General features: G+C 68.0%; 16 protein-coding genes. 11 read left to right on the top strand and 5 right to left on the bottom strand.

Annotation, left to right across the window (positions count from 1 at the left end):
- Positions 1-2: 2 nt before the first annotated feature.
- Together E8A74_RS10865 and E8A74_RS10860 are read right to left on the bottom strand one after the other, a co-directional pair.
- Positions 3-1,379 (bottom strand): flavin monoamine oxidase family protein, encoded by a 1,377-nt coding sequence (locus E8A74_RS10865; protein ID WP_136928894.1) that lies wholly within the window; start codon positions 1,377-1,379, stop codon positions 3-5.
- A gap of 44 nt (positions 1,380-1,423) precedes the next feature.
- Positions 1,424-1,849, bottom strand: a complete 426-nt coding sequence (locus E8A74_RS10860) for a (deoxy)nucleoside triphosphate pyrophosphohydrolase (RefSeq protein ID WP_136928893.1) — start codon at positions 1,847-1,849, stop codon at positions 1,424-1,426.
- 50 nt (positions 1,850-1,899) lie between these two features.
- Between E8A74_RS10860 and purM the strand changes: the two genes are divergently transcribed.
- From purM to E8A74_RS10830, 6 genes are all read left to right on the top strand, one after another.
- Positions 1,900-2,952 carry a phosphoribosylformylglycinamidine cyclo-ligase gene (gene purM / locus E8A74_RS10855; RefSeq protein WP_136928892.1) on the top strand — a complete coding sequence of 351 codons (1,053 nt, stop codon included), beginning with the start codon at positions 1,900-1,902 and terminating at the stop codon, positions 2,950-2,952.
- Between the two features lie 41 nt (positions 2,953-2,993).
- Positions 2,994-3,887 carry an SPFH domain-containing protein gene (locus tag E8A74_RS10850; RefSeq protein WP_136928891.1) on the top strand — a complete coding sequence of 298 codons (894 nt, stop codon included), beginning with the start codon at positions 2,994-2,996 and terminating at the stop codon, positions 3,885-3,887.
- A gap of 5 nt (positions 3,888-3,892) precedes the next feature.
- The gene (locus tag E8A74_RS10845) at positions 3,893-4,837 is read left to right on the top strand and encodes a hypothetical protein (RefSeq protein WP_136928890.1); all 945 of its coding nucleotides are present in this window, start codon (positions 3,893-3,895) and stop codon (positions 4,835-4,837) included.
- A gap of 268 nt (positions 4,838-5,105) precedes the next feature.
- A complete protein-coding gene (locus E8A74_RS10840; RefSeq protein WP_136928889.1) occupies positions 5,106-6,161 on the top strand; it encodes a hypothetical protein in 1,056 nt (351 codons plus the stop codon).
- A 256-nt stretch (positions 6,162-6,417) separates the two neighbouring features.
- A complete protein-coding gene (locus E8A74_RS10835; protein ID WP_136928888.1) occupies positions 6,418-7,308 on the top strand; it encodes a hypothetical protein in 891 nt (296 codons plus the stop codon).
- Positions 7,309-7,350: 42 nt separating this feature from the next.
- Entirely contained in the window at positions 7,351-8,286 is a 936-nt protein-coding gene (locus E8A74_RS10830; RefSeq protein WP_170229038.1) for a sigma factor-like helix-turn-helix DNA-binding protein, read from the top strand.
- A 235-nt stretch (positions 8,287-8,521) separates the two neighbouring features.
- Here E8A74_RS10830 and E8A74_RS10825 read toward each other — a convergent pair whose 3' ends face one another.
- From E8A74_RS10825 to E8A74_RS10815, 3 genes are all read right to left on the bottom strand, one after another.
- A complete protein-coding gene (locus tag E8A74_RS10825) occupies positions 8,522-9,181 on the bottom strand; it encodes a CAP domain-containing protein (RefSeq protein WP_232379489.1) in 660 nt (219 codons plus the stop codon).
- A 117-nt stretch (positions 9,182-9,298) separates the two neighbouring features.
- Positions 9,299-10,531: a PAS domain S-box protein gene (locus E8A74_RS10820; protein ID WP_136928886.1), complete on the bottom strand. Its 1,233-nt coding sequence runs from the start codon at positions 10,529-10,531 to the stop codon at positions 9,299-9,301.
- A complete protein-coding gene (locus tag E8A74_RS10815) occupies positions 10,528-11,733 on the bottom strand; it encodes a PAS domain-containing protein (protein WP_170229037.1) in 1,206 nt (401 codons plus the stop codon). The genes E8A74_RS10820 and E8A74_RS10815 overlap by 4 nt, the downstream gene beginning before the upstream one ends.
- A 294-nt stretch (positions 11,734-12,027) precedes the next feature.
- Between E8A74_RS10815 and E8A74_RS10810 the strand changes: the two genes are divergently transcribed.
- Genes E8A74_RS10810 through preA form a run of 5 tightly spaced genes read left to right on the top strand, consistent with a single transcriptional unit; the run spans position 12,028 to position 18,523 of the window.
- Positions 12,028-13,476: a CoA-acylating methylmalonate-semialdehyde dehydrogenase gene (locus E8A74_RS10810; protein ID WP_136928884.1), complete on the top strand. Its 1,449-nt coding sequence runs from the start codon at positions 12,028-12,030 to the stop codon at positions 13,474-13,476.
- Entirely contained in the window at positions 13,476-14,351 is an 876-nt protein-coding gene (locus E8A74_RS10805; RefSeq protein WP_136928883.1) for a nitrilase-related carbon-nitrogen hydrolase, read from the top strand. The genes E8A74_RS10810 and E8A74_RS10805 overlap by 1 nt, the downstream gene beginning before the upstream one ends.
- Positions 14,352-14,375: 24 nt before the next feature.
- The gene (hydA, locus tag E8A74_RS10800) at positions 14,376-15,782 is read left to right on the top strand and encodes a dihydropyrimidinase (RefSeq protein WP_136928882.1); all 1,407 of its coding nucleotides are present in this window, start codon (positions 14,376-14,378) and stop codon (positions 15,780-15,782) included.
- Positions 15,779-17,134 (top strand): FAD-dependent oxidoreductase, encoded by a 1,356-nt coding sequence (locus tag E8A74_RS10795; protein ID WP_136928881.1) that lies wholly within the window; start codon positions 15,779-15,781, stop codon positions 17,132-17,134. Before hydA ends, E8A74_RS10795 begins: the two co-directional genes overlap by 4 nt.
- A gap of 3 nt (positions 17,135-17,137) precedes the next feature.
- Positions 17,138-18,523: an NAD-dependent dihydropyrimidine dehydrogenase subunit PreA gene (gene preA, locus E8A74_RS10790; protein WP_136928880.1), complete on the top strand. Its 1,386-nt coding sequence runs from the start codon at positions 17,138-17,140 to the stop codon at positions 18,521-18,523.
- Positions 18,524-18,546: the final 23 nt, after the last annotated feature.

Genomic DNA, 18,546 nt, shown 5'->3' with positions numbered 1-18,546 from the left:
GGTCAGCCGAGGACGGCGAGCACCTCGTCCGAGGCGCGCTCGCCGGCTTCGAGGGCGCCTTCCATGTACCCCGTCCACACGCGCGCCGTCTCCGTCCCGGCCCAGTGGACACGTCCCACGGGCGCGCGCAGCGCCGCGGCGTGCGCGGTGAGCACGCCCGGGCCGAGGACCATCGAATAACAGCCACGCGACCAGCGCTCGGCGGGCCAGTCCTGATCGACGTAATCGATCGGGGCGGCCGCGCTCGGGCCGAAGAAACGCGTGAAGGAGTCGACGGCGGCTTTTTTTCGTTCCTCGGGATTCTTTCCGCTCATGGCGCGCGCGTCCTTGCCCATGAAGAATCCGACGAGCGCGCCGTGCGAGCCGTCCTCGGGAGAATCGTCGAAGGCGAGCTTGACGGAGCCCACGTCGGAGAGCGCCTCGCCCGAATATCCCGCTTGCCGCCAGAACGGAGACGCGTACGTCGCCACGCATTTGATCACGCTGCCCATCGGCGACCGCTGCGTGAGCTGATCCCGAGACGCGGGCAGGGCCGGCTCGTAATCGATGCGCCCCGCGAGCGCGGGCGGTATCGCCACGATCACCCGCTTGCACCGCCACGTGCCCGCGTCCGAGGTCACGGTCGCGCCCTCTGCGTCCTGCGCGATGCGCCGCACCGGCGCGCCGAGGACCACCCGCTCCTCGCCGAGCCCACGCGCGAGCCGATTCGAGACCTCCTGAAACCCCTCCGCGAGGCGCGTCTCCTGCGCGCCATTCTCGACTTCCGTCAAGCGCATGAGCCCGCCGCCCTGGCGCAGGTAATACAAGAAAAACAGGAGGGACAACTCCGACGGCTCCGCCGCGAAGACCGCCCGCACGGCCGTGTCGAGCATCGCTTTGGCGCCGCGGGTCTTCACGTTTTTGCGTTTCCACGCCTCGACCGTGGTCCCGTCCCATTCGAGCGCCTTCGGCGCGGAGAGCGGATCGTCGATCGGCACCTCCTTCACGAGCGTCTCGATGCGCTGGATCGTGATCCCGAGGTCGACGGCGCCGATCAAGGACAGGCTCGGGATCGAGGTCTTGTAGGTCGTCAGCGTCCCGCCGAGCGAGAGCACCTTCTTGCCGTCGCCCCATTGCTTGAACGTCGACAGGCCGAGCTCGGCGACGAGCTTCGTCATTCGGTCCTGCGTGGGGCCGATCCATTGCGCGCCGAGATCCACGCGGTTGCCCTGCGCCGTCGTATGGCTCAGCGTCCGGCCGCCGACCCGGTCCCGCGCCTCCAGCACCACGACCGAGACGCCCGCGGCTGCGAGCTTTCGCGCCGCCACGAGGCCGCTGAGCCCCGCGCCGACGACCACCACGGATGCCTCGCGCGGCGCTCCTTGCCCGGTTTCTTTCATCGCGGGGGCAGGATACCGCTGTTCGGGCCGGTCGTGTGCTCCGTTTACCGATGGGGCGCGAGCAAGGCCCGCACCTTCGACAGGATCGCGACGTCGGCCGGCGGGAAGAGCTCGTCGTGAAGGTCGCCCGGCCCGGCCCACTTCACGTCGGCGACGTCGAGCGCCTGCGGATCGGGGGATCCCGGCGCGCGCGTCACTACAAAGAACAGGAGCAGCACGGATTTTTCCGGGTATCGGTGAAACGTCACCTCGACGGGATCCCCGACCGAGACCTCCATGCCGATCTCCTCGTGTAGCTCGCGCACAAGGGCCGCGCGCGGGTCCTCGCCGGGCTCGACCTTGCCGCCGGGGAACTCCCAGGCGCCTGCGAGGTGCGTGCCGCGTTTGCGCTGGGTGAGCAGGACGCGCCCCTCCTCGACGAGGACGGCGGCGGCGACGAGGACGGGCGGGCGGGAGGAAGCATCGGTCATGGCGGCGACGAACCCTAGCACCTCGCCCCAAGCTGTGACATTCCGGCGCCATGCCCATCACCTACAGCCAGGCCGGCGTGGACATCGACCGGGGAGACGCCCTCGTCGAGCGCATCAAAAAGCTCGCGCGCCCGACGCGCATCCCCGAGGTCGTCGCCGACGTCGGCGGCTTCGCGGGCCTCTGCGCCCTGCCGAGCGGGCTCGTCGACCCGATCCTCGTGAGCGGAACGGACGGCGTCGGCACGAAGCTCAAGGTCGCGTTCGCCGCGAACGTGCACGACACCGTGGGCCAGGACCTCGTCGCGATGTGCGTGAACGACGTCATCACCGTCGGCGCGCGCCCCCTGTTTTTCCTGGACTATTTCGCGACGGGGACGCTCGAGCTCGACGTGGGCGAGGCCGTCGTGCGGGGCATCGCCGAGGGCTGCAAGCTCGCCGGCTGCGCGCTGCTCGGCGGCGAAACGGCCGAGCTCCCGGGCATGTACGCGGCGGGCGAGTACGACCTCGCGGGCTTCGCGGTGGGCGTCGTCGAGCGGGCGAAGATGCTCGACGGCACGAAGGCGCGCGCCGGTGATGTCGTGCTCGGCGTCGCGTCGAGTGGGCTCCACTCGAACGGGTATTCGCTGGCGCGCAAGGTGCTGTTCGAGCGAATGGGGCTCGGCATCCACGACGAGGTCCCCGGGCTCGGGCGCACCGCGGCCGAGGCGCTCCTCGTGCCCACGCGCATTTACGCGCGCGCGGTGCGTGAGCTGCTCGCGGCGGTGCCTGCGGCCGTGCGCGGGCTCTCGCACATCACGGGCGGGGGCTTGCCGGGCAACCTCCCGCGTGTCCTGCCGGAGGGCCTCGGCGCGCGGCTCGACCTGTCCGTGTACGAGCGGCCGGCGATCTTCCGGGTGATCGCCGAGCAAGGGCCGGTCGAGGAGGCCGAGATGCGCCGCACGTTCAACCTCGGCGTGGGCCTCGTCGTGGTGGTCGCGCCCGAGGCCGAGGCGGCTGCGCTCGATGCGCTGCGCGGGGCGGGCGAGCAGGCCTTCCGGCTCGGCGAGGTCGTCGAGGTCGGGGCCGACGTGCCGTTCGAGGATCGGGTGCGATTCGACCGATAGACCGTGGTGGCCGCGGATTCGCCGGTTACATTGGCGAAACCATGGAACCGCTCCTCTTCGTGTTCGGGTTTCTCCTCGTCGCGTATCTCCTCGCGGGCCTCCGGCAGATCAACCAGTGGGAGGTCGCGCTGCGCTTCACGCTCGGCAAGCTCTCCGGACGGGTGCAGCCCGGCGTGACGCTCTTCCTCCCCGGCTTCCAGTCGCTCCGCAAGATCGACACGCGCACGAAAAACCGCGACCTTTTGCGGCAAATGGTGATCACGCGCGACAACGTGACGACCATGGTCGACACGGTCCTCTATTACCGCGTCGTCGACCCCGAGAAGGCCACGCTGGCCGTGGAAAACTATGAGGCCGCGGTGAAGGATCGGGCGAAGGTCGTGCTCCGCGACGTCGTCGGCGAGACGCGCCTCGACGAGCTTCTCGCGCATCGCGAGGAGGTTGCGGCCAAGGTGCGCACGCAGGTCGAGAGCACGGTCTCGCAGTGGGGCTTGCACGTGGAGCTGATCGGCCTCCAGGACGTGCAGCTCCCGCCGCAGATGCAGGAGGTTCTGGCGAAGGTCGCGATCGCCGAGCGCGACCGCAAGTACGTGGTCATCAAGAGCGAGGCCGACGTGGAGAGCGCGAAGAACTTCGCCGAGGCCGCCTCGATCCTCTCGAAGTCGCCGGGCGCGATGGAGCTGCGGCGCTTCGAGGCCCTCGCGAACCTGAGCCAGGGCAACACGAAGGTCATCTTCGACCTCGCCAAGCCCTACGACGACGTCCGGCACACGGCGGCCGTGATGGCCGAGGCGGCCACGACCGACCAGCGCGTGCGCGTCGACAACCCCGGCGCAGGCGCGCTCCGCACGGCCGCGCAGCACGAGGCCGAGGCCATCGCGGAGGCCGAGGCCGAGCTCCAGGCCCGCAAGTTCATGACGGGCCGGAAGATCTAGCCGCGATGCTCTCCGAAGGCAGTGCGCTCGCTGCGGGCGCGAGGAGCCTGCTCGACGTGGGGGGCCAGGCCGAGCTCGCGGCGCTCGTCGAGCGCAGCGCGGTCGAGCTCGTGGGCGAGGCCGATCGCTGGTCGATGGGCGCGCGCGAGGTGCGCGCGTATCGCGTGGTGCTCACGGTCTCCGCGGAGGATCACGTCCTCTTGACGGCGCACCCGAACCGGCTCTCGACCCTGCGCGACGCGTTTGCCGCGGCTGCGCGGACGCCCGAGACCGAGCTTGGGGGCCTCTCGCTCGTGCTCGCGCTCCCGCCCACGGGCGCGGGGTTTCATCGCCACGCCTACCGCGACGCGCCGGCTGCGCGCGCCGAGCCGCCGCCTCCGCCTGCGGCCGTGCTCGGCGGCGCGGCCGAGCTTTGCAAGGCCCGGAAAAACCGCGAGGCGGAGGGCATCCTGCGGCGGGCCTCGATGGAGCAATCGTACGTGCAGGCCGCGGCCCGCTCGATGCGCCGTTTCCTCCTGCGCCTCGACCCGGCCGATTTCGCGCGGATCGAGCGGGAGCCGCCGCTCGCGGAGAGCCTCACGTCGGCGGTGCGGGATGCGGCTGCGACGGCGGACGACCCTGCGTCGGCCGTTCATTTCGGCCTGCGCCTCGACGGGCCTGTGCCGGAGCTCCCGGAGCCCGAGGCCAGGCTCGCCCATTCGCTCGCCGGGAAGGGCGCCGTTTGCGTGCCCATCACGCGTCCTGACGGCGAGACGTGGCTCGCGGTGATCGGCGCCTCGGGCGTCGTGCTCGTGGAGCTCGTGCCCGGCCCCGACAAGGCAATGGTGACACGCGGTGAGGTGAAGGTGCCGCGCCTGCGCGTGTCGGCCGATGTCCTCGTGAGTGCGGAGCGGGCCGATGTGGCGAGCGCCCTCATCGTGGCCGCGCTCGGGGCCTCGAAAATTCGTTAAAGCGTCTTCACGAAGTTGGCGTCGCGAGCGTCGGGGTGGGCGTTTCCCTACCGTGACACCCTCGTGGGCCGAGACCCGGCTCCTCCGCTTCGACGGCAAGTGCCCACCTCCCGTTCGTCCTGGAACAAAAAACGTTTGTCCAGGGCTTGACATCCGAGTTTGTCTCGGGTAAGGTCGTCTTCAGAGGCCTGCGTGGAGTTCTGCGCTCCTGACCCAAAACCAATCAGCATGCTTCCCCGGACCAACCCGGATGCGGTAAAGCTCGGGCATGCGTCGCTTTCCCGTGTTCCTCGGCCTCCTGCTCGTCATCGCTCCCGCGCGCGTGAGTGCTGCTGAGGAGGTGGCTTTCCGTCTCGATTACCAGCCGGCGCGCGGGTGCATGGATCACGACACGCTGGCGTTGTTTCTCGAAGGGGACTTCGGCTACCGCGTCGTGCGCGACGACGCCCGCGCGCTCGTTCGGATCATCCTGAAAGGTGGCGGGCGGAAGATGGAGGCGCATGTCTCCGCCTTGGACGACGCAGGGGTGGAGCGCTGGGAGGCCATGATCCCTGGGCCGATCGACTGTCGCGAGCTGATGCAGGACACGGCCTATGCGATCTCGCTGAACCTCGGGAAGTGGGAGCTGAAGAAGCAGGAAGCGCCTTCGTGGCTCCTGCGTGCGCCGGAGATCGAGGTCGGTACGGCGGCGCCGTCTCCACCCTTGCGTCCCTTCGTGGCGTACGATGATGATGCCCCCCTCCGCCGACGAACCCTGGATCCGTTTTACCGTGTGGAGACGACGCCGACTCCGCCGCCTGCGCCGATCGAACAGGGTTTGGCCGGTCCGACCTGGGCGGTTGGCGCGAACGCCCTGTTTGTCCCCGCGGGTTTGCCCGGGATAGGGGTGGGTGGAGGTTTGTCCCTTGACGCGCGCTGGCGTTTATGGTCTGTCGGCGTGGAGTTCCGTGGGATGGGTACATGGGAACAGGAGGTTGGCGTGGTACCCGTCCAGGCGACGACATGGGCTGGGCTCGGGATCGGCTGCGTGACGCCCCATGAGCGGTTTGGTCTATGCGGCATGGGGGGCGGGGGCAGTCTCAATGTGATGTATGCTACGGAAATTTCGCCAGTCGATTGGTCGGACACGCTGATATGGGCAGGCGCGCGCGCAACGTTTTTCATGTACCACGGCGAGCGGATGTCCGTCGCCCTGTTCGGGGAGGTTTTGGCGCCGCTTCAGGAGACGAAAGTGCTGATGAGGTCTACCTCGGGTGAGGTGATCCTCTGGCGAACCGGAGCCCTATGGACTTTGGGGATTTCGCCACGGTTCGAGTTCAAGTGAGGGTTGTGTGAATTCGAGAATTTATCTGGTTTTAAGTTGTTGTTTTCTACCGGTGATGGTCGCGATAGCAGTCCCTGCATGTGGGAACGGCGAGATTGTAGGCCAGGCGCCCGACTGCTGGACGCCGGCGACAGGCTTCGATAACTGCTGTTGCATCGACGGCCGTTTCTGTGAGTTCTGCGATGCCGGCCCAGGCGAAGACGCCGGCCCTGACGCCACCGAGGAGGACGCCTCCCCAAAATGTGATGGCACGTGCGTGCCTCTCCGGCCGACCAACTATGCGTGGAGCTTCCCCCACCTGGTCTGGTTCGGCCCGGCAGACATGGCGCCCACGTGCCCTGGCAATCTTCTCCATCAGTTCACCCGCTACCGTAAACTCATCGTCCCGGCCGCGTCGTGTGATGCGTGCACGTGCAGCTCCTCCACCGGGAGCTGCACACCACCGAGCACCTTCGTGGCGCATGCAGCGGTCTGTGATCTCGTATCCGGCGCTGCCGAGACTCCCTTCACCTCGCCCGACGTATGGGACGGCGCGTGCACCGCGGAGAACGCCGTCCCGGCGAGCCTCGACTGCGGCGGCGTGCCATGCGTCCAGTCGCTCACCGTCGGGAAGCTGGGCAAGACGGATGGCGGCTGCGCGCCCTCGGCGCCCTCGACGTTGCCGCTCCCCGAGCCGCATTGGGGAGAGGCGGCCGTCGCATGCGAAGGGCTCGAAGACTCCGGGCTCGCCGCGTGCGCGGATGACGAGATGTGCGTCCCCCTCGCCAACGCGGGCTACCAATCGTGCGTCTTCCTCGAAGGCGACGCCACCTGCCCGATCGAAGGGTACACGGAGCGGCACGTGTACTACCGGACCTTCACGAACACACGGACGTGTTCCGTGTGCTCGTGCGGCGCCGTGGAGGGCAGCGCGTGCACAGCCGCGGTGACGGCGTACAAGGACGACGCGTGCGGCGCGTTTCTCCTCGGCACGTCGGTCTCCTCGGACAAGGGCGCGTGCATCGACATGAGCCCCGCGGGCCAGCCCCTCGGCAGCAAGCGCGTCACGGACCTGCTGTACACCTCCGGCACGTGCGCTCCGAGCGGCGGCGAGCTGGAAGGCGTCGCCGAACCCTCCGAACCCATCACGTTCTGCTGCGTGCCTTGACGATCCCGGGAACCTTTTCCCGGCGACACGCCAAGCATGCGCATGAGCCACGTTCCGAGCCCAAGGGACGCGATCCTCGCGCTGCGGCCCTTCGTCGTTCTCTGGATGCGCGCCTTCGGCCACCAGCCCGCGGACGCTGAAGACCTCGCGCAGAAGGTCATCGCGGCCGCCACGGCCAGCGCCGACGCCCACGATCCCACGCGCGCCACGGTGAAGAGCTGGGTGTACGGCTTTGCCGTCCGGCTCTCGAAAAACCACAAACGAGAGCTGCGACGTCACGGCGAGATCTTCGACGAATCCCATGGCGAGAGCTTTTCCGCGCCATCCCCCTCTCCCACGCCCGAAGACATTGTCGCTTCGCGCAGCGTGCACGCGTTCGTCCTCGCCCGGCTCGAAGGCATGCGCCCCGAGCTGCTCGACGTCCTTCTCGCGTGCGACATGAACGGGCTGTCGGAGGAAGAGGCCGCGGTGGCGTTCGACATTCCCAAGGGGACCGTGAAGTCGCGGCGCTCCCGGGCTCGCGAGCAGGCCTATGCGCGGTTGAAGGACTACCGCGATGAGCTCCACGCGGTCTTCCCCGCGCTGCTCGTGGCGTCGGAGATGCAAAAGGAGGGGGGCCTATGGGCGAGCGTGACGGCGGTGCTCCTCGCCGCGGCGGGCGCCTCCGCGGCGACGTGGGTCCTCGTGCACGCCGAGCCGCCCATGGTCGCTGTGTCCTCGTCGCCGCGGCTGTTCGTCAGCGTCGTCGCGGAGAGCCCATGTGAAGGACCGCCGTCAAGGGTGCCGCCCGCGCCGGTTCGTGTATGCGACGAGCCGACGAGCGTGAGCCGGCCGCGGGCCATGGTGGAGGCGGTCGAGCGCGCGGTCATGCAGGGCAACGTGCAAGCCGCGCGCAGCGCCTTGGAGCGTTATCTCCGCGCGTACCCGACCGACCCGATCCGCGCGCGGTCGATGTTCGGTTGGCTCCTCACAGGGTAGGCACCTCCCGAAAATCGACCGCGCCGCGGAACCTTTTTGGCGCGACGAACCAACCAGCTTCGTTCGAGGAACGATCCGTAGAAGCGGGCGATGGAGGCGGTGTGCGTTCTGGGCAAGCACCTCGCGTCTCCATCGCCCCCTTCTGCGGATCGCTCCTGGAGGGAATCAAGCGATGGAGGCGGCCTGCGACGCGCGTGCGTGTTCGCCTCACGTTGTCATCAGAACGTTATGACTTTCAGGGAGTCCCGAAATCCTGCGTCCAGTATTTCTTGTACCCCGTCGTCCCCTGGTAATACCCCACGCCGATCTGCTTGAGCGAGGCATTCATGATGTTCTTGCAGTGCCCCGTGCTCGTCATCCACCCATTCACCACGGCGGTCGGGGTGGCATACCCGGCCGCGATGTTCTCGGCCGCCGACTTGTACGTGTAGCCGGCGCTCTTGATGCGCGCCCACGGCGTTGATCCATTCGATCCGGTGTGGCTGAAGAAATTCTTCACGCCCATGTCCTTCGAATGCTTGCGCGCCGCACACCGCAGCCGCTCCTCGGCCACGAGCGGGGGCGCCGGCGGATAGGCCACGCCTCCACAGCTCGCGCCGGCGGCGCGTTTCTGGTTCACCAGCGTCAGCACCTGCGCCTCGTAATCCACCCAGGCCTGATCCCAGGTCAGGATGTCGTCGCACCACGCCACGAGATCCGCCGTGTCCGCCTCCTGGGGGAGCGCCTTTGCGTTCTCGTCGTTGGCAGCGGTGGTCTCCAGGGCCTCGCCCAGCGCCCCGCCGATTTCATCGGCCGAATCGTCCGCGTATTCGTCCTCTGCTTCCATGGGGCCGCCGCAGCCGATCACCGTGAGCGAGCCCATCACGAGGAGCAGGGACAATGTAATGTTTTTCATAGCCAAGGATAGTATCACCCTATCCTCGTTTCACGAATCCCTCAATGGCGCCGCATTCGTGCTTCCATCGTATTCGTAATGGTTCGTCGTCAGCGGCGTTCGTTGGACGTAGAACCATCAGCGACGCGGGGCCTGCCCGCGCGCCACGCGGAGCGCGTAGGCCACGCCGTCGCGCAAGGTCCCCTTGGTCACGATCGTTCCAAGTTCCGCCCCAATTTCCACGAATGTCCGCGCGAGCTCCGGCCCCGTCCCCGTCGTGACCACCTCGGCGCCGAGCAGCCGCGCCGCCTGCGCCGCGCGGAGCAGCGCATCGGCCGCCTCCGCGGTCGCCTCTTTCACGCCCGTCAAGTCGAGGATCACGACCTTCGCGTTCTGCTGGCCGATCCCTTCGAGGAGCACGCCGAGCATTCGCTCGGCCCGCGCAGGCTCGATCGCCCCGACGAGCGGCATCACGAGCACGCCCTCCGCGATCGGCACGAGCGGCGTCCCGAGCTCTTCGAGCGCCGCTCGTTGCGCCGCGATCACCTCGGCCGCGAGCCTGCGCCGCTCCTCCTCCGCACGCCGCGACGTCGTCAGATCACGGACGATCGCGCACCGCGCGATGCCCCGACCTTGCTCGTCGCGCACGAGGAACGCCGTCACGTGCGCGTCGAACGTCGTGCCGTCGCCGCGCTGGTACGGGAGCACCCCGCTCCACGAGCCTTGCTGGAGCACCGAAGTCAGCACTTGCTCGCGATGCACAGCCTCCGCCTGCGGCGCGAGGGTGTCGTGGACCGAGCGGCCCACGAGATCGTCGCGCCCGAGCAGCCGTTCGAACGCCGGGTTCACGTAGCGCAGCGTCCCGTCCGGCGCCGCCACCCCCACCCCGTCCGGCGCGTTGTGGATCAGCGCCTCGAAGATCTGCGCCTTGTGGTGCAGGAGCTCCGCCCGCGTGCGGAGCTCCTCGTCGATGAGGCAAAGCGCCTCGCTCGACGTGCGGATGAACGTGCGGATCCGCGACGTCGCGTCCGGCACGCCCGCCGCGCGGAGCTCGAGCCCCACGTCGACGAACACCTGCCGCATCGCGCCGAGCACGCCCTGGAGCGTCGCCGCCGACCAGCCGCGCTGCACCGAGCTGTCGATCCAGCGCCTCCAGCTCTCGACCGCGAACGGCATGGTGCCGTCGCGGAGCGCCGCGATGGCCGCGTCGACCTCCATGGCGCGGTCGGCGCGGAAGGCCTCCATCGACGCCCCGAGCGTCCCGCCGAGCACCACGAGCGCCTCCTCGGTCAGCCGATCGACGAGTTTGTCCCGGCGCGCGGCGAACACCTCCGCGAACACCACGCCCTTCGTCCCCACGGGCTCGCTCATCGCCTCGGCGCCGCCCCTCGGCGCATCTGCCGCTTCAGCCGCTCGTGCCCGATCGCGTGCGCCACGCCCGCGCGCAGCGTGCTCCACGTCTCCATGCCGCCGAGGTCCACGTCGAGATCGAGCAGCGTCTTCGCCACCGCGCCCCGCACGCCCGTCAGCACCACCTCCGCGCCGACGAGCTCCGCGGCCCGCGCCGCGCGCACGATCGATTCGGCCACCTCCGCGTCCACCACCGGCACGCCCGTGATGTCCACGATCACGTGCCCCGCGCCCGTCCGCGTGATCCCTTCCAGCATCACCTCGATGATCCGCGGCGTCCGCGTGGCGTCGAGCGCGCCGACGAGCGGCATCGCGAGCACCCCTTCGGCGAGCGGCAAGAGCGGCGCCGCGAGCTCCTGCAGCGCCGCGGCCTGCACCCTTTGCATCTCTTCTTCGAGCGCGCGCCGCTCCTCCTCGACCCGCTCCTCCGGCGTCGCGTCGCGCACGAGCACGCACCGCGCGATCGTCTCGCCCGACGCCGACTTCACACGGAACGCCTTGAGCCGCGCGTTGAACGACACCCCGTCCGCGCGCAGGTACCGCAGGCTCCCCTCCCAGTACCCCATGCGCTGCGAGACCTCGGCCATGTGCGCGAGCTTTGCTTGTTCGTCCGGGTGCACGAAGTTCTTGAAGTGCCCGCGCCCTGCTTCTTCCGAGCCCATCATCGCGCAGAACGCCGGGTTCGCGTAGATCACCGTCCCGTCGGGGAGGGCGATCCCGATCCCGTCCGGCGCGTTTTGCGCCACTGCGCGCAGCACCGTCGCGTGCTTCGCCGCTTCTTCCGCTTTCGCCCGGAACGCCCGATTGAACGTGGCCGCCGCTGCGTTCATCGCGCCGATGATGCGCCGCGCGCCCGTGTCTGCGCCGGGCACGCCCTCGTCCACGGCTTCGAGCGCGGCTTCGAGCAGGCCTTGGCCTGTGCGTTCGAGCCATGCGAGCACCTTGCGCATGTCCCAGCCGCGCTCCCTGGCCACGTCGCCGAGGCGGTGGACCCAGGCTTCGAGCTCGCTCGTGGCCGGGTTTTCCGCGGTGTCGAGCCACGTCTCGAAGCTCGCGCCGAGCTCGGCGTGGAGCTCGGGCGGCACCTCGCCGAGCTCGCAGGCCCCGCCATTTGCGCTCGTCTCCACGATACGCGCGAAGATCTCCGGGCGCCTTTGCGACATCGCCTGTCGGAACGCGGAAACTTCGGCTCCCGGCATGTACGCCTCAGCGTAAGAGCATCCTGGGCGCGCTCGCAAGCGCCCGCGCTGCGCCAGACGCGCCCGAACCGTGCCTGCGACGACGCGGGGCGGCATGCGCCGTTGCCGTGCGAGGGTTCGCCCTTGGGCCTTGTCGCGGGGAGAAAATCACGGTTGATTGTGCTCGGCGTGTCTCGCTCGGCCCCCGTCGGGGCTCGGGCGGCGTGCGCGGGGGGATGGGCGAAGGCCCACGTCAGTCAGGAGGAGGATCGTCGTTTTATGCGCGTGCTCGAGAACTTCATCAACGGCGCCTGGGTTGCTTCGACGGGCACCACGTTGCTCGACGTGAAGAACCCCGCGACCGGGGAGCTGCTCGCCAAGGTCCCTCTTTCGACCTCGGCCGACGTCGACGCCGCGGTGCAGGCGGCCAAGGCTGCGTTTCCCGCGTGGCGCGCCGTCCCGCCGGTGCAGCGCGCGCGGTACCTCTTCAAGCTGAAGAGCCTCTTCGACCAGCATCGCGAGGAGATCGCGGGCATCTGCACGAGCGAGCACGGCAAGACGTTCTCCGAGTCGTACAACGATTTCGGCCGCGGCATCGAGAACGTCGAGCACGCGTGTGGCATCCCGTCGCTGCTCATGGGGCAGAACCTCGAGGACGTCGCCTCGGGCATCGACACGAAGGTCCTGCGCCAGCCGCTCGGCGTCTTCGCGGCGATCACGCCGTTCAACTTTCCGCCGATGGTGCCCCTCTGGTTCCTCCCGTACGCGATCGCCACGGGCAACACCTTCGTGCTCAAGCCGAGCGAGCAGGTGCCGCTCTCGCAGCGCCGCATCTTCGAGCTCATCCAGCAGATCGGCCTGCCGAACGGCGTCGTGAACCTGGTGAACGGCGGCCGTGAGGTCGTCGAAGCGATCTGCGAGCACGCGGACGTGAAGGGCGTCTCCTTCGTCGGCTCCTCGAACGTCGCGAAGATCGTCTACCGGAAGTGCGGCGAGACCGGCAAGCGTGTCCAGGCGCTCGGTGGCGCGAAGAACTTCATCGTGATCATGCCCGACGCGGACATGGAGCGCGCCGTGCAGAACGCGGTCGAGTCCTGCTACGGCTGCGCGGGCCAGCGTTGCCTCGCGGGCAGCGTGATCGTCCCCGTCGGCGACGCGTACGAGCGCGTGCGCGACCTCTTCGTCGCGTACGCGAAGAAGCTCGTGCTCGGCGACGGCAAGGCGCCCGGCACCACGCTCGGCCCTGTCGTCTCGGGGGCGCACAAGGACCGCGTGCTCTCGTACATCGAGAAGGGCATCCAGGAGGGCGCGCGGCTCGTGCTCGACGGCCGCAACGCGACGGTCGATGGCTTGCCGGACGGCAACTGGATCGGGCCGACGATCTTCGAGGACGTGCGCCCCGACATGGTGATCGGGCGCGAGGAGATCTTCGGGCCGGTCGCGTGTTTCATGCGGGCGAAGGACCTCGACGAGGCGATTCGGCTTGCGAATGCGAGCGAATACGGCAACGCGTCGAGCATCTACACGACGAACGGCAAGGCTGCGCGCGAGTTCGGCGCGCGTGTCGAGGCGGGCATGGTCGGCGTGAACATCGGCGTCGCGGCGCCCATGTCCTTCTTCCCGTTCGGCGGCCAGAAGGCGAGCCTCTATGGTGACACGAAGGCGCACGGCGCGGCCGGCGTCGACTTTTACACCGAGCGCAAGATCGTCATCGAGAGGTGGTTCTAATGGCCAGGAAAGTCATCGGCGGGCTCATTCAGTGTAGCAATCCGCTCAATGATCCGAACGCCTCGGTGCTCGCGATCCGCGACGCGATGTACGAGAAGCACCTCCCGTACATCGAGGAGGCGGGCAAGAAGGGCGTGCAGATCCTCTGCTTGCAGGAGGTCTTCAACACCCCGTATTTCTGCCCCTCGCAGGACGCGAAATGGTGCGACACGGCCGAGGCGGTGCCGAACGGCCCCACGGTCCAGCGGCTCGCCGAGTACGCGAAGAAGTACCAGATGGCGATGATCATTCCCGTCTACGAGCGGGAGCAGGCCGGCGTGTATTACAACACGGCGGCCGTCATCGACGCGGACGGGTCCTACCTCGGCAAATACCGCAAGAACCACATCCCGCAGACGAACGGCTTCTGGGAGAAGTATTTCTTCAAGCCGGGCAACCTCGGGTATCCTACGTTCCAGACGCGGTATGCGAAGATCGGCGTCTACATCTGCTACGACCGCCATTTCCCCGAGGGCGCGCGCCTGCTCGGCCTGAACGGCGCCGAGATCGTCTTCAACCCTTCGGCGACCGTGGCCGGTTTGTCCCAATACCTCTGGAAGCTCGAGCAGCCTGCGCACGCCGTGGCGAACGGGTATTACATCGCGGCGAGTAACCGCGTCGGCACCGAGGCGCCGTGGAACATCGGCAAGTTCTACGGGACCAGCTATTTCTGCGATCCGCGGGGTAATTTCCTCGCCGTCGGAAGCGAGGACCGTGACGAGCTCGTCGTCGCGGAGATGGACCTCGACCTGATCGAGGAAGTGCGGCGCACCTGGCAGTTCTATCGCGACCGCAGGCCCGAGACGTACGAGGACATGGTCAAGCTCTTGCCCTGATCGAGGGGCGTTCGGGAGGACGAGATGGGCATCCTGATCAAGAATGGCGAGATCGTCACCGCCGCCGACAAGTTCGTCGGTGACGTATATTGCGATGGCGACAAGATCGTGGCGGTCGGGTCCGGGCTCGTGAAGCAGGGCGCGGACGACGTCGTCATCGACGCCTCGGGCCAGCTCGTCTTCCCGGGCGGCATCGACGCGCACGTGCACATGGAGCTGCCGTTCATGGGCACGGAGAGCTCCGACGATTTCGAGACGGGCACCGCGGCGGGCGTCGCCGGCGGGACCACGTCGATCATCGATTTCGTCATCCCTGCGCGCGGCCAGCATTTGCTCGACGGCCTCGCCATGTGGAAGGAGAAGGCGAAGAAGGCCGTCGCCGATTATGCCTTCCACATGGCGGTCACCTGGTGGGGCGACCGCACGAAGTCCGAGATGGAGCAATGCGTCCGCGAGGAGGGCATCCCCTCCTTCAAGACGTTCATGGCCTATCGCGGCGCGATCGGCGTCGACGACGTCGAGCTCATCCAGGTCATGCAGACGGCGAAGGACCTCGGCGCGCTCGTCACGGTGCACGCCGAGCACGGCGACGTCGTCGTCGCCTTGCAGAAGAAGCTCGTCGCCGAGGGCAAACTCGACCCGAAATATCACGCCCTCTCGCGCCCCGCGCCCGTCGAGGGCGAGGCGACGAACCGCGCGATCATGATGGCGCGTATGATCGGCGAGCCCATTTACATCGTCCACCTCACGTGTCGCGAGGCGCTCGACGCCGTCACCGACGCGCGCCGGCGCGGCCAGCTCGTCTTCGCCGAGACGTGCCCGCAATACCTGATCCTCGACGACTCGGTCTACGACAAACCCGATTTCGAGGGCGCGGCGTACGTCATGAGCCCGCCGATCCGGCCGAAGGGACATCAGGAGGCGCTCTGGGCGGGCATCGCCTCGGGGCTCATCCAGGTGGTCGCGACGGACCATTGCCCCTTTAATCAGGTCGGCCAGAAGGACATGGGTCGGGACAATTTCACGAAGATCCCGAACGGCGCGGCGGGCATCGAGAATCGCCTCGGCCTGCTCTGGACCTACGGCGTCCTCGGCGGCCACATCGACGTGAACCGCTTCGTCGATCTCTTCTCCACGCAGCCCGCGAAGATCTTTGGACTCTATCCGCGCAAGGGCGCGATCGTGCCGGGCGCCGACGCCGACCTCGTGATCTTCGACCCGAAGGGGTCGAGCGTCATTTCGGCGAAGACGCACCACCACCGCTGCGATCGCAACATCTTCGAGGGATTCGAGGTCAAGGGCAAGGTGAGCCACACCATCGTCCACGGCCGCGTCCAATACAAGGACGGCAAGCTCGACGTCGTGCGCGGCGCGGGGCGTTATCTCCCGCGCAAGCTCGAGGCGCCGGCTGCCGCAAGGGAGGTCCGATGACCCATCATTCGCCGCACATCCCGGACGTCGAAGGGGATCGGCTCGAGGTCCTGTACGAGGACAAGAAGCCGCCGTACGAAGACGCCGAGGCCATCGCCGAGGCGAACCGGTGCCTGTATTGCGTGGACGCGCCCTGCATCAAGGCGTGCCCGACCGCGATCGACATTCCCACGTTCATCCGGAAGATCGGCACGGGCAACGTCAAGGGCGCGGCGCGCACCATTCTCTCGCAGAACCTGCTCGGCAAATCGTGCGGCCAGGTTTGTCCGGTGGAGGTCCTCTGCGCCGGCGCTTGCGTCTACAACGACTGGCACCGTGATCCGATCAAGATCGGCCGGCTCCAGCGGTATGCCGTCGAGAAGGCGCTCGCCGAGGATCCGCAGATCTTCAAGCCCAAGGCGCCGACGGGCAAGCGCATCGCGCTCGTCGGCGCGGGCCCGGCGTCCGTCGCGGCGGCCGGCTGGCTCGCGCTCGAAGGGCACGAGGCGGCCATTTACGAAAAGAAGCTCCTGCCGGGCGGCCTCAATACGCTGGGCATCGCCCCGTACAAGATGAAGGTCGAGGAGGCGCTCCAGGAGATCACCTGGGTGCTCTCGCTCGGCAATGTCGAGCTGTACCAGGGCGTGGAGATCGTCCCTGTCTCGGGCTCGTCCGAGGAGGTCTCGGCCTCGTCGCTGCTCCAGCAATACGACGCGGTCTTCCTCGGCCTCGGCCTCGGCCCGGATTCGCGCCTCAAGATCCCTGGCGAGGACGGCGGCGGCGTGGTGGGCGCGACGCACCTCATCGAGCGGCTCAAGGCCGACCCGACGCTGCGCTTCAAGGGCGTCGACCGGGCGATCGTCGTCGGCGGCGGCAATACGGCGGTCGACGTCGCGCACGAGCTCGCCTTGCTCGGCATCGACGCGACCATGCTCTACCGCGGCGGCGAGGAGGACCTCTCGGCCTACGAGCACGAGCTCGCGAGCGGCCGCGTCGACGGCATGAAGGTCCTTTGCGAGCGCTCGCCGGTCGCGGTTTTACGGGACAACGTCGGCAAAATCACGGGTATGCGCGTGATCCGGACCGAGGACAAAAAGCCCGTCGCCGGCACCGAGGAGGACCTCCGGGCGGACCTCGTGGTCGTCGCGGTCGGCCAGAGTCGCATGACCGAGGTCGCGCGCTCGTTTCCGGGCGTCGAGCTCGACATGCGCGGCCGGGTCATCGTCGATCCGAAGACGTATCGCACCGGCAACCCCAAGGTCTGGAGCGCCGGCGATTGCGTCAATGGCGGCAAGGAGGTCGTGAACGCGGTCGCCGAGGCGAAGATCGCGGTCACGAGCATGCACGCGTACCTGATGGGCGTGGGAGCCTGAGACATGGCAGATCTATCGATTGATTTCGCGGGTATCAAGAGCCCGAACCCGTTCTGGCTCGCCTCGGCGCCGCCCACGAACACGGGCGACCAGGTCATGCGCGCGTTCGACGCCGGCTGGGGCGGCGCTGTGTGGAAGACGCTCGGCAATCCGATCGTCAACGTGTCGAGCCGGTTCGGCGGCATCGATTACGGCAATACGCGCATGATGGGGCTCAACAACATCGAGCTCATCACGGACCGCCCGCTCGAAGTGAACTTCCGCGAGATTCGCGAGGTCAAGCGCCGTTATCCGAACCACGCCGTCATTACTTCGCTCATGGTCGAGACGAAGGAGGAGTGGAAGGAGATCATTCAGCGCGCCGAGGAGGCGGGCTCGGACGGCCACGAGCTCAATTTCGGCTGCCCACACGGCATGTGTGAGCGCGGGATGGGCTCGGCCGTGAGCTCGGAGCCGAAGGTGCTTCGGGAGATCGCGCGCTGGGCCGTCGAATTCGCGACGAAGCCGGTCATCGTCAAGCTGAGCCCCAACGTGACGGACATCGTCGAGCCGGGCGAGGCGGTGCTCGAATCCGGGGCGCACGCGATTTCTTTGATCAATACCATCAAGTCGATCATGGCCATCGATCTCGACCGGATGGTGCCCTTGCCGCGCGTCGGGAACGCCTCGACGAACGGCGGTTATTGTGGCCCGGCGGTCAAGCCCGTCGCGCTGCACATGGTCGGCGAGTTGACGCGGCATCCGTACGTTTCAAAGCTCCCGATTTCGGGCATCGGCGGCATCTCGAACTGGCGCGACGCGGCCGAGTTCATCGCGCTCGGCTGCACGAGCGTGCAGGTCTGCACGGCGGTCATGCATTACGGCTACCGCATCGTCGAGGACATGATCGAGGGCCTGAACGATTTCCTCGATTCGAAGGGCATGAAATCGATCCTGGACCTCCGGGGCCGTGCCGCGCCGCAATACAAGAACTGGGGCGAGCTCGACCTCGGGTATCGCGTCGTCGCGGACATCTCGACCGACAAATGCATCGGCTGCCAGCTCTGCTACGTCGCCTGCATGGACGGCGCGCACCAGTGCATCCACCTGCCTGGCCGCACCGAGGAGCAGGCGCGCAAGGCGGGGCATACCCACATCCCGAAGCTCATCCCGGACCGCGCGGTCACGGCGAGGGGCGGGGCGCCGGGGGCACGCGTGCCGTTCGTCGACGACGACGAATGCATCGGCTGCAATCTTTGCCAGCTCGTTTGCCCCGTCTCGGGCTGCATCACGATGAAGGAAGTGCCCTCGGGCAAACCCAACGAGAGCTGGAACGATCGGGTCCAGCGCGGCGCCGATTTCGTACCTGGTGGCCTTCACGTCACCGAGGTCGAGCGCGCCAAACGTTAGCGGCTGATCCTACCTCTGCGGGG

Origin of the sequence: Polyangium fumosum, assembly GCF_005144585.1 — a bacterium.
GTDB classification, from domain to species: domain Bacteria; phylum Myxococcota_A; class Polyangia; order Polyangiales; family Polyangiaceae; genus Polyangium; species Polyangium fumosum.
The sequence above is the reverse complement of the archived record's forward strand: the minus strand, read 5'-3'. Positions and strand labels throughout refer to the sequence as shown.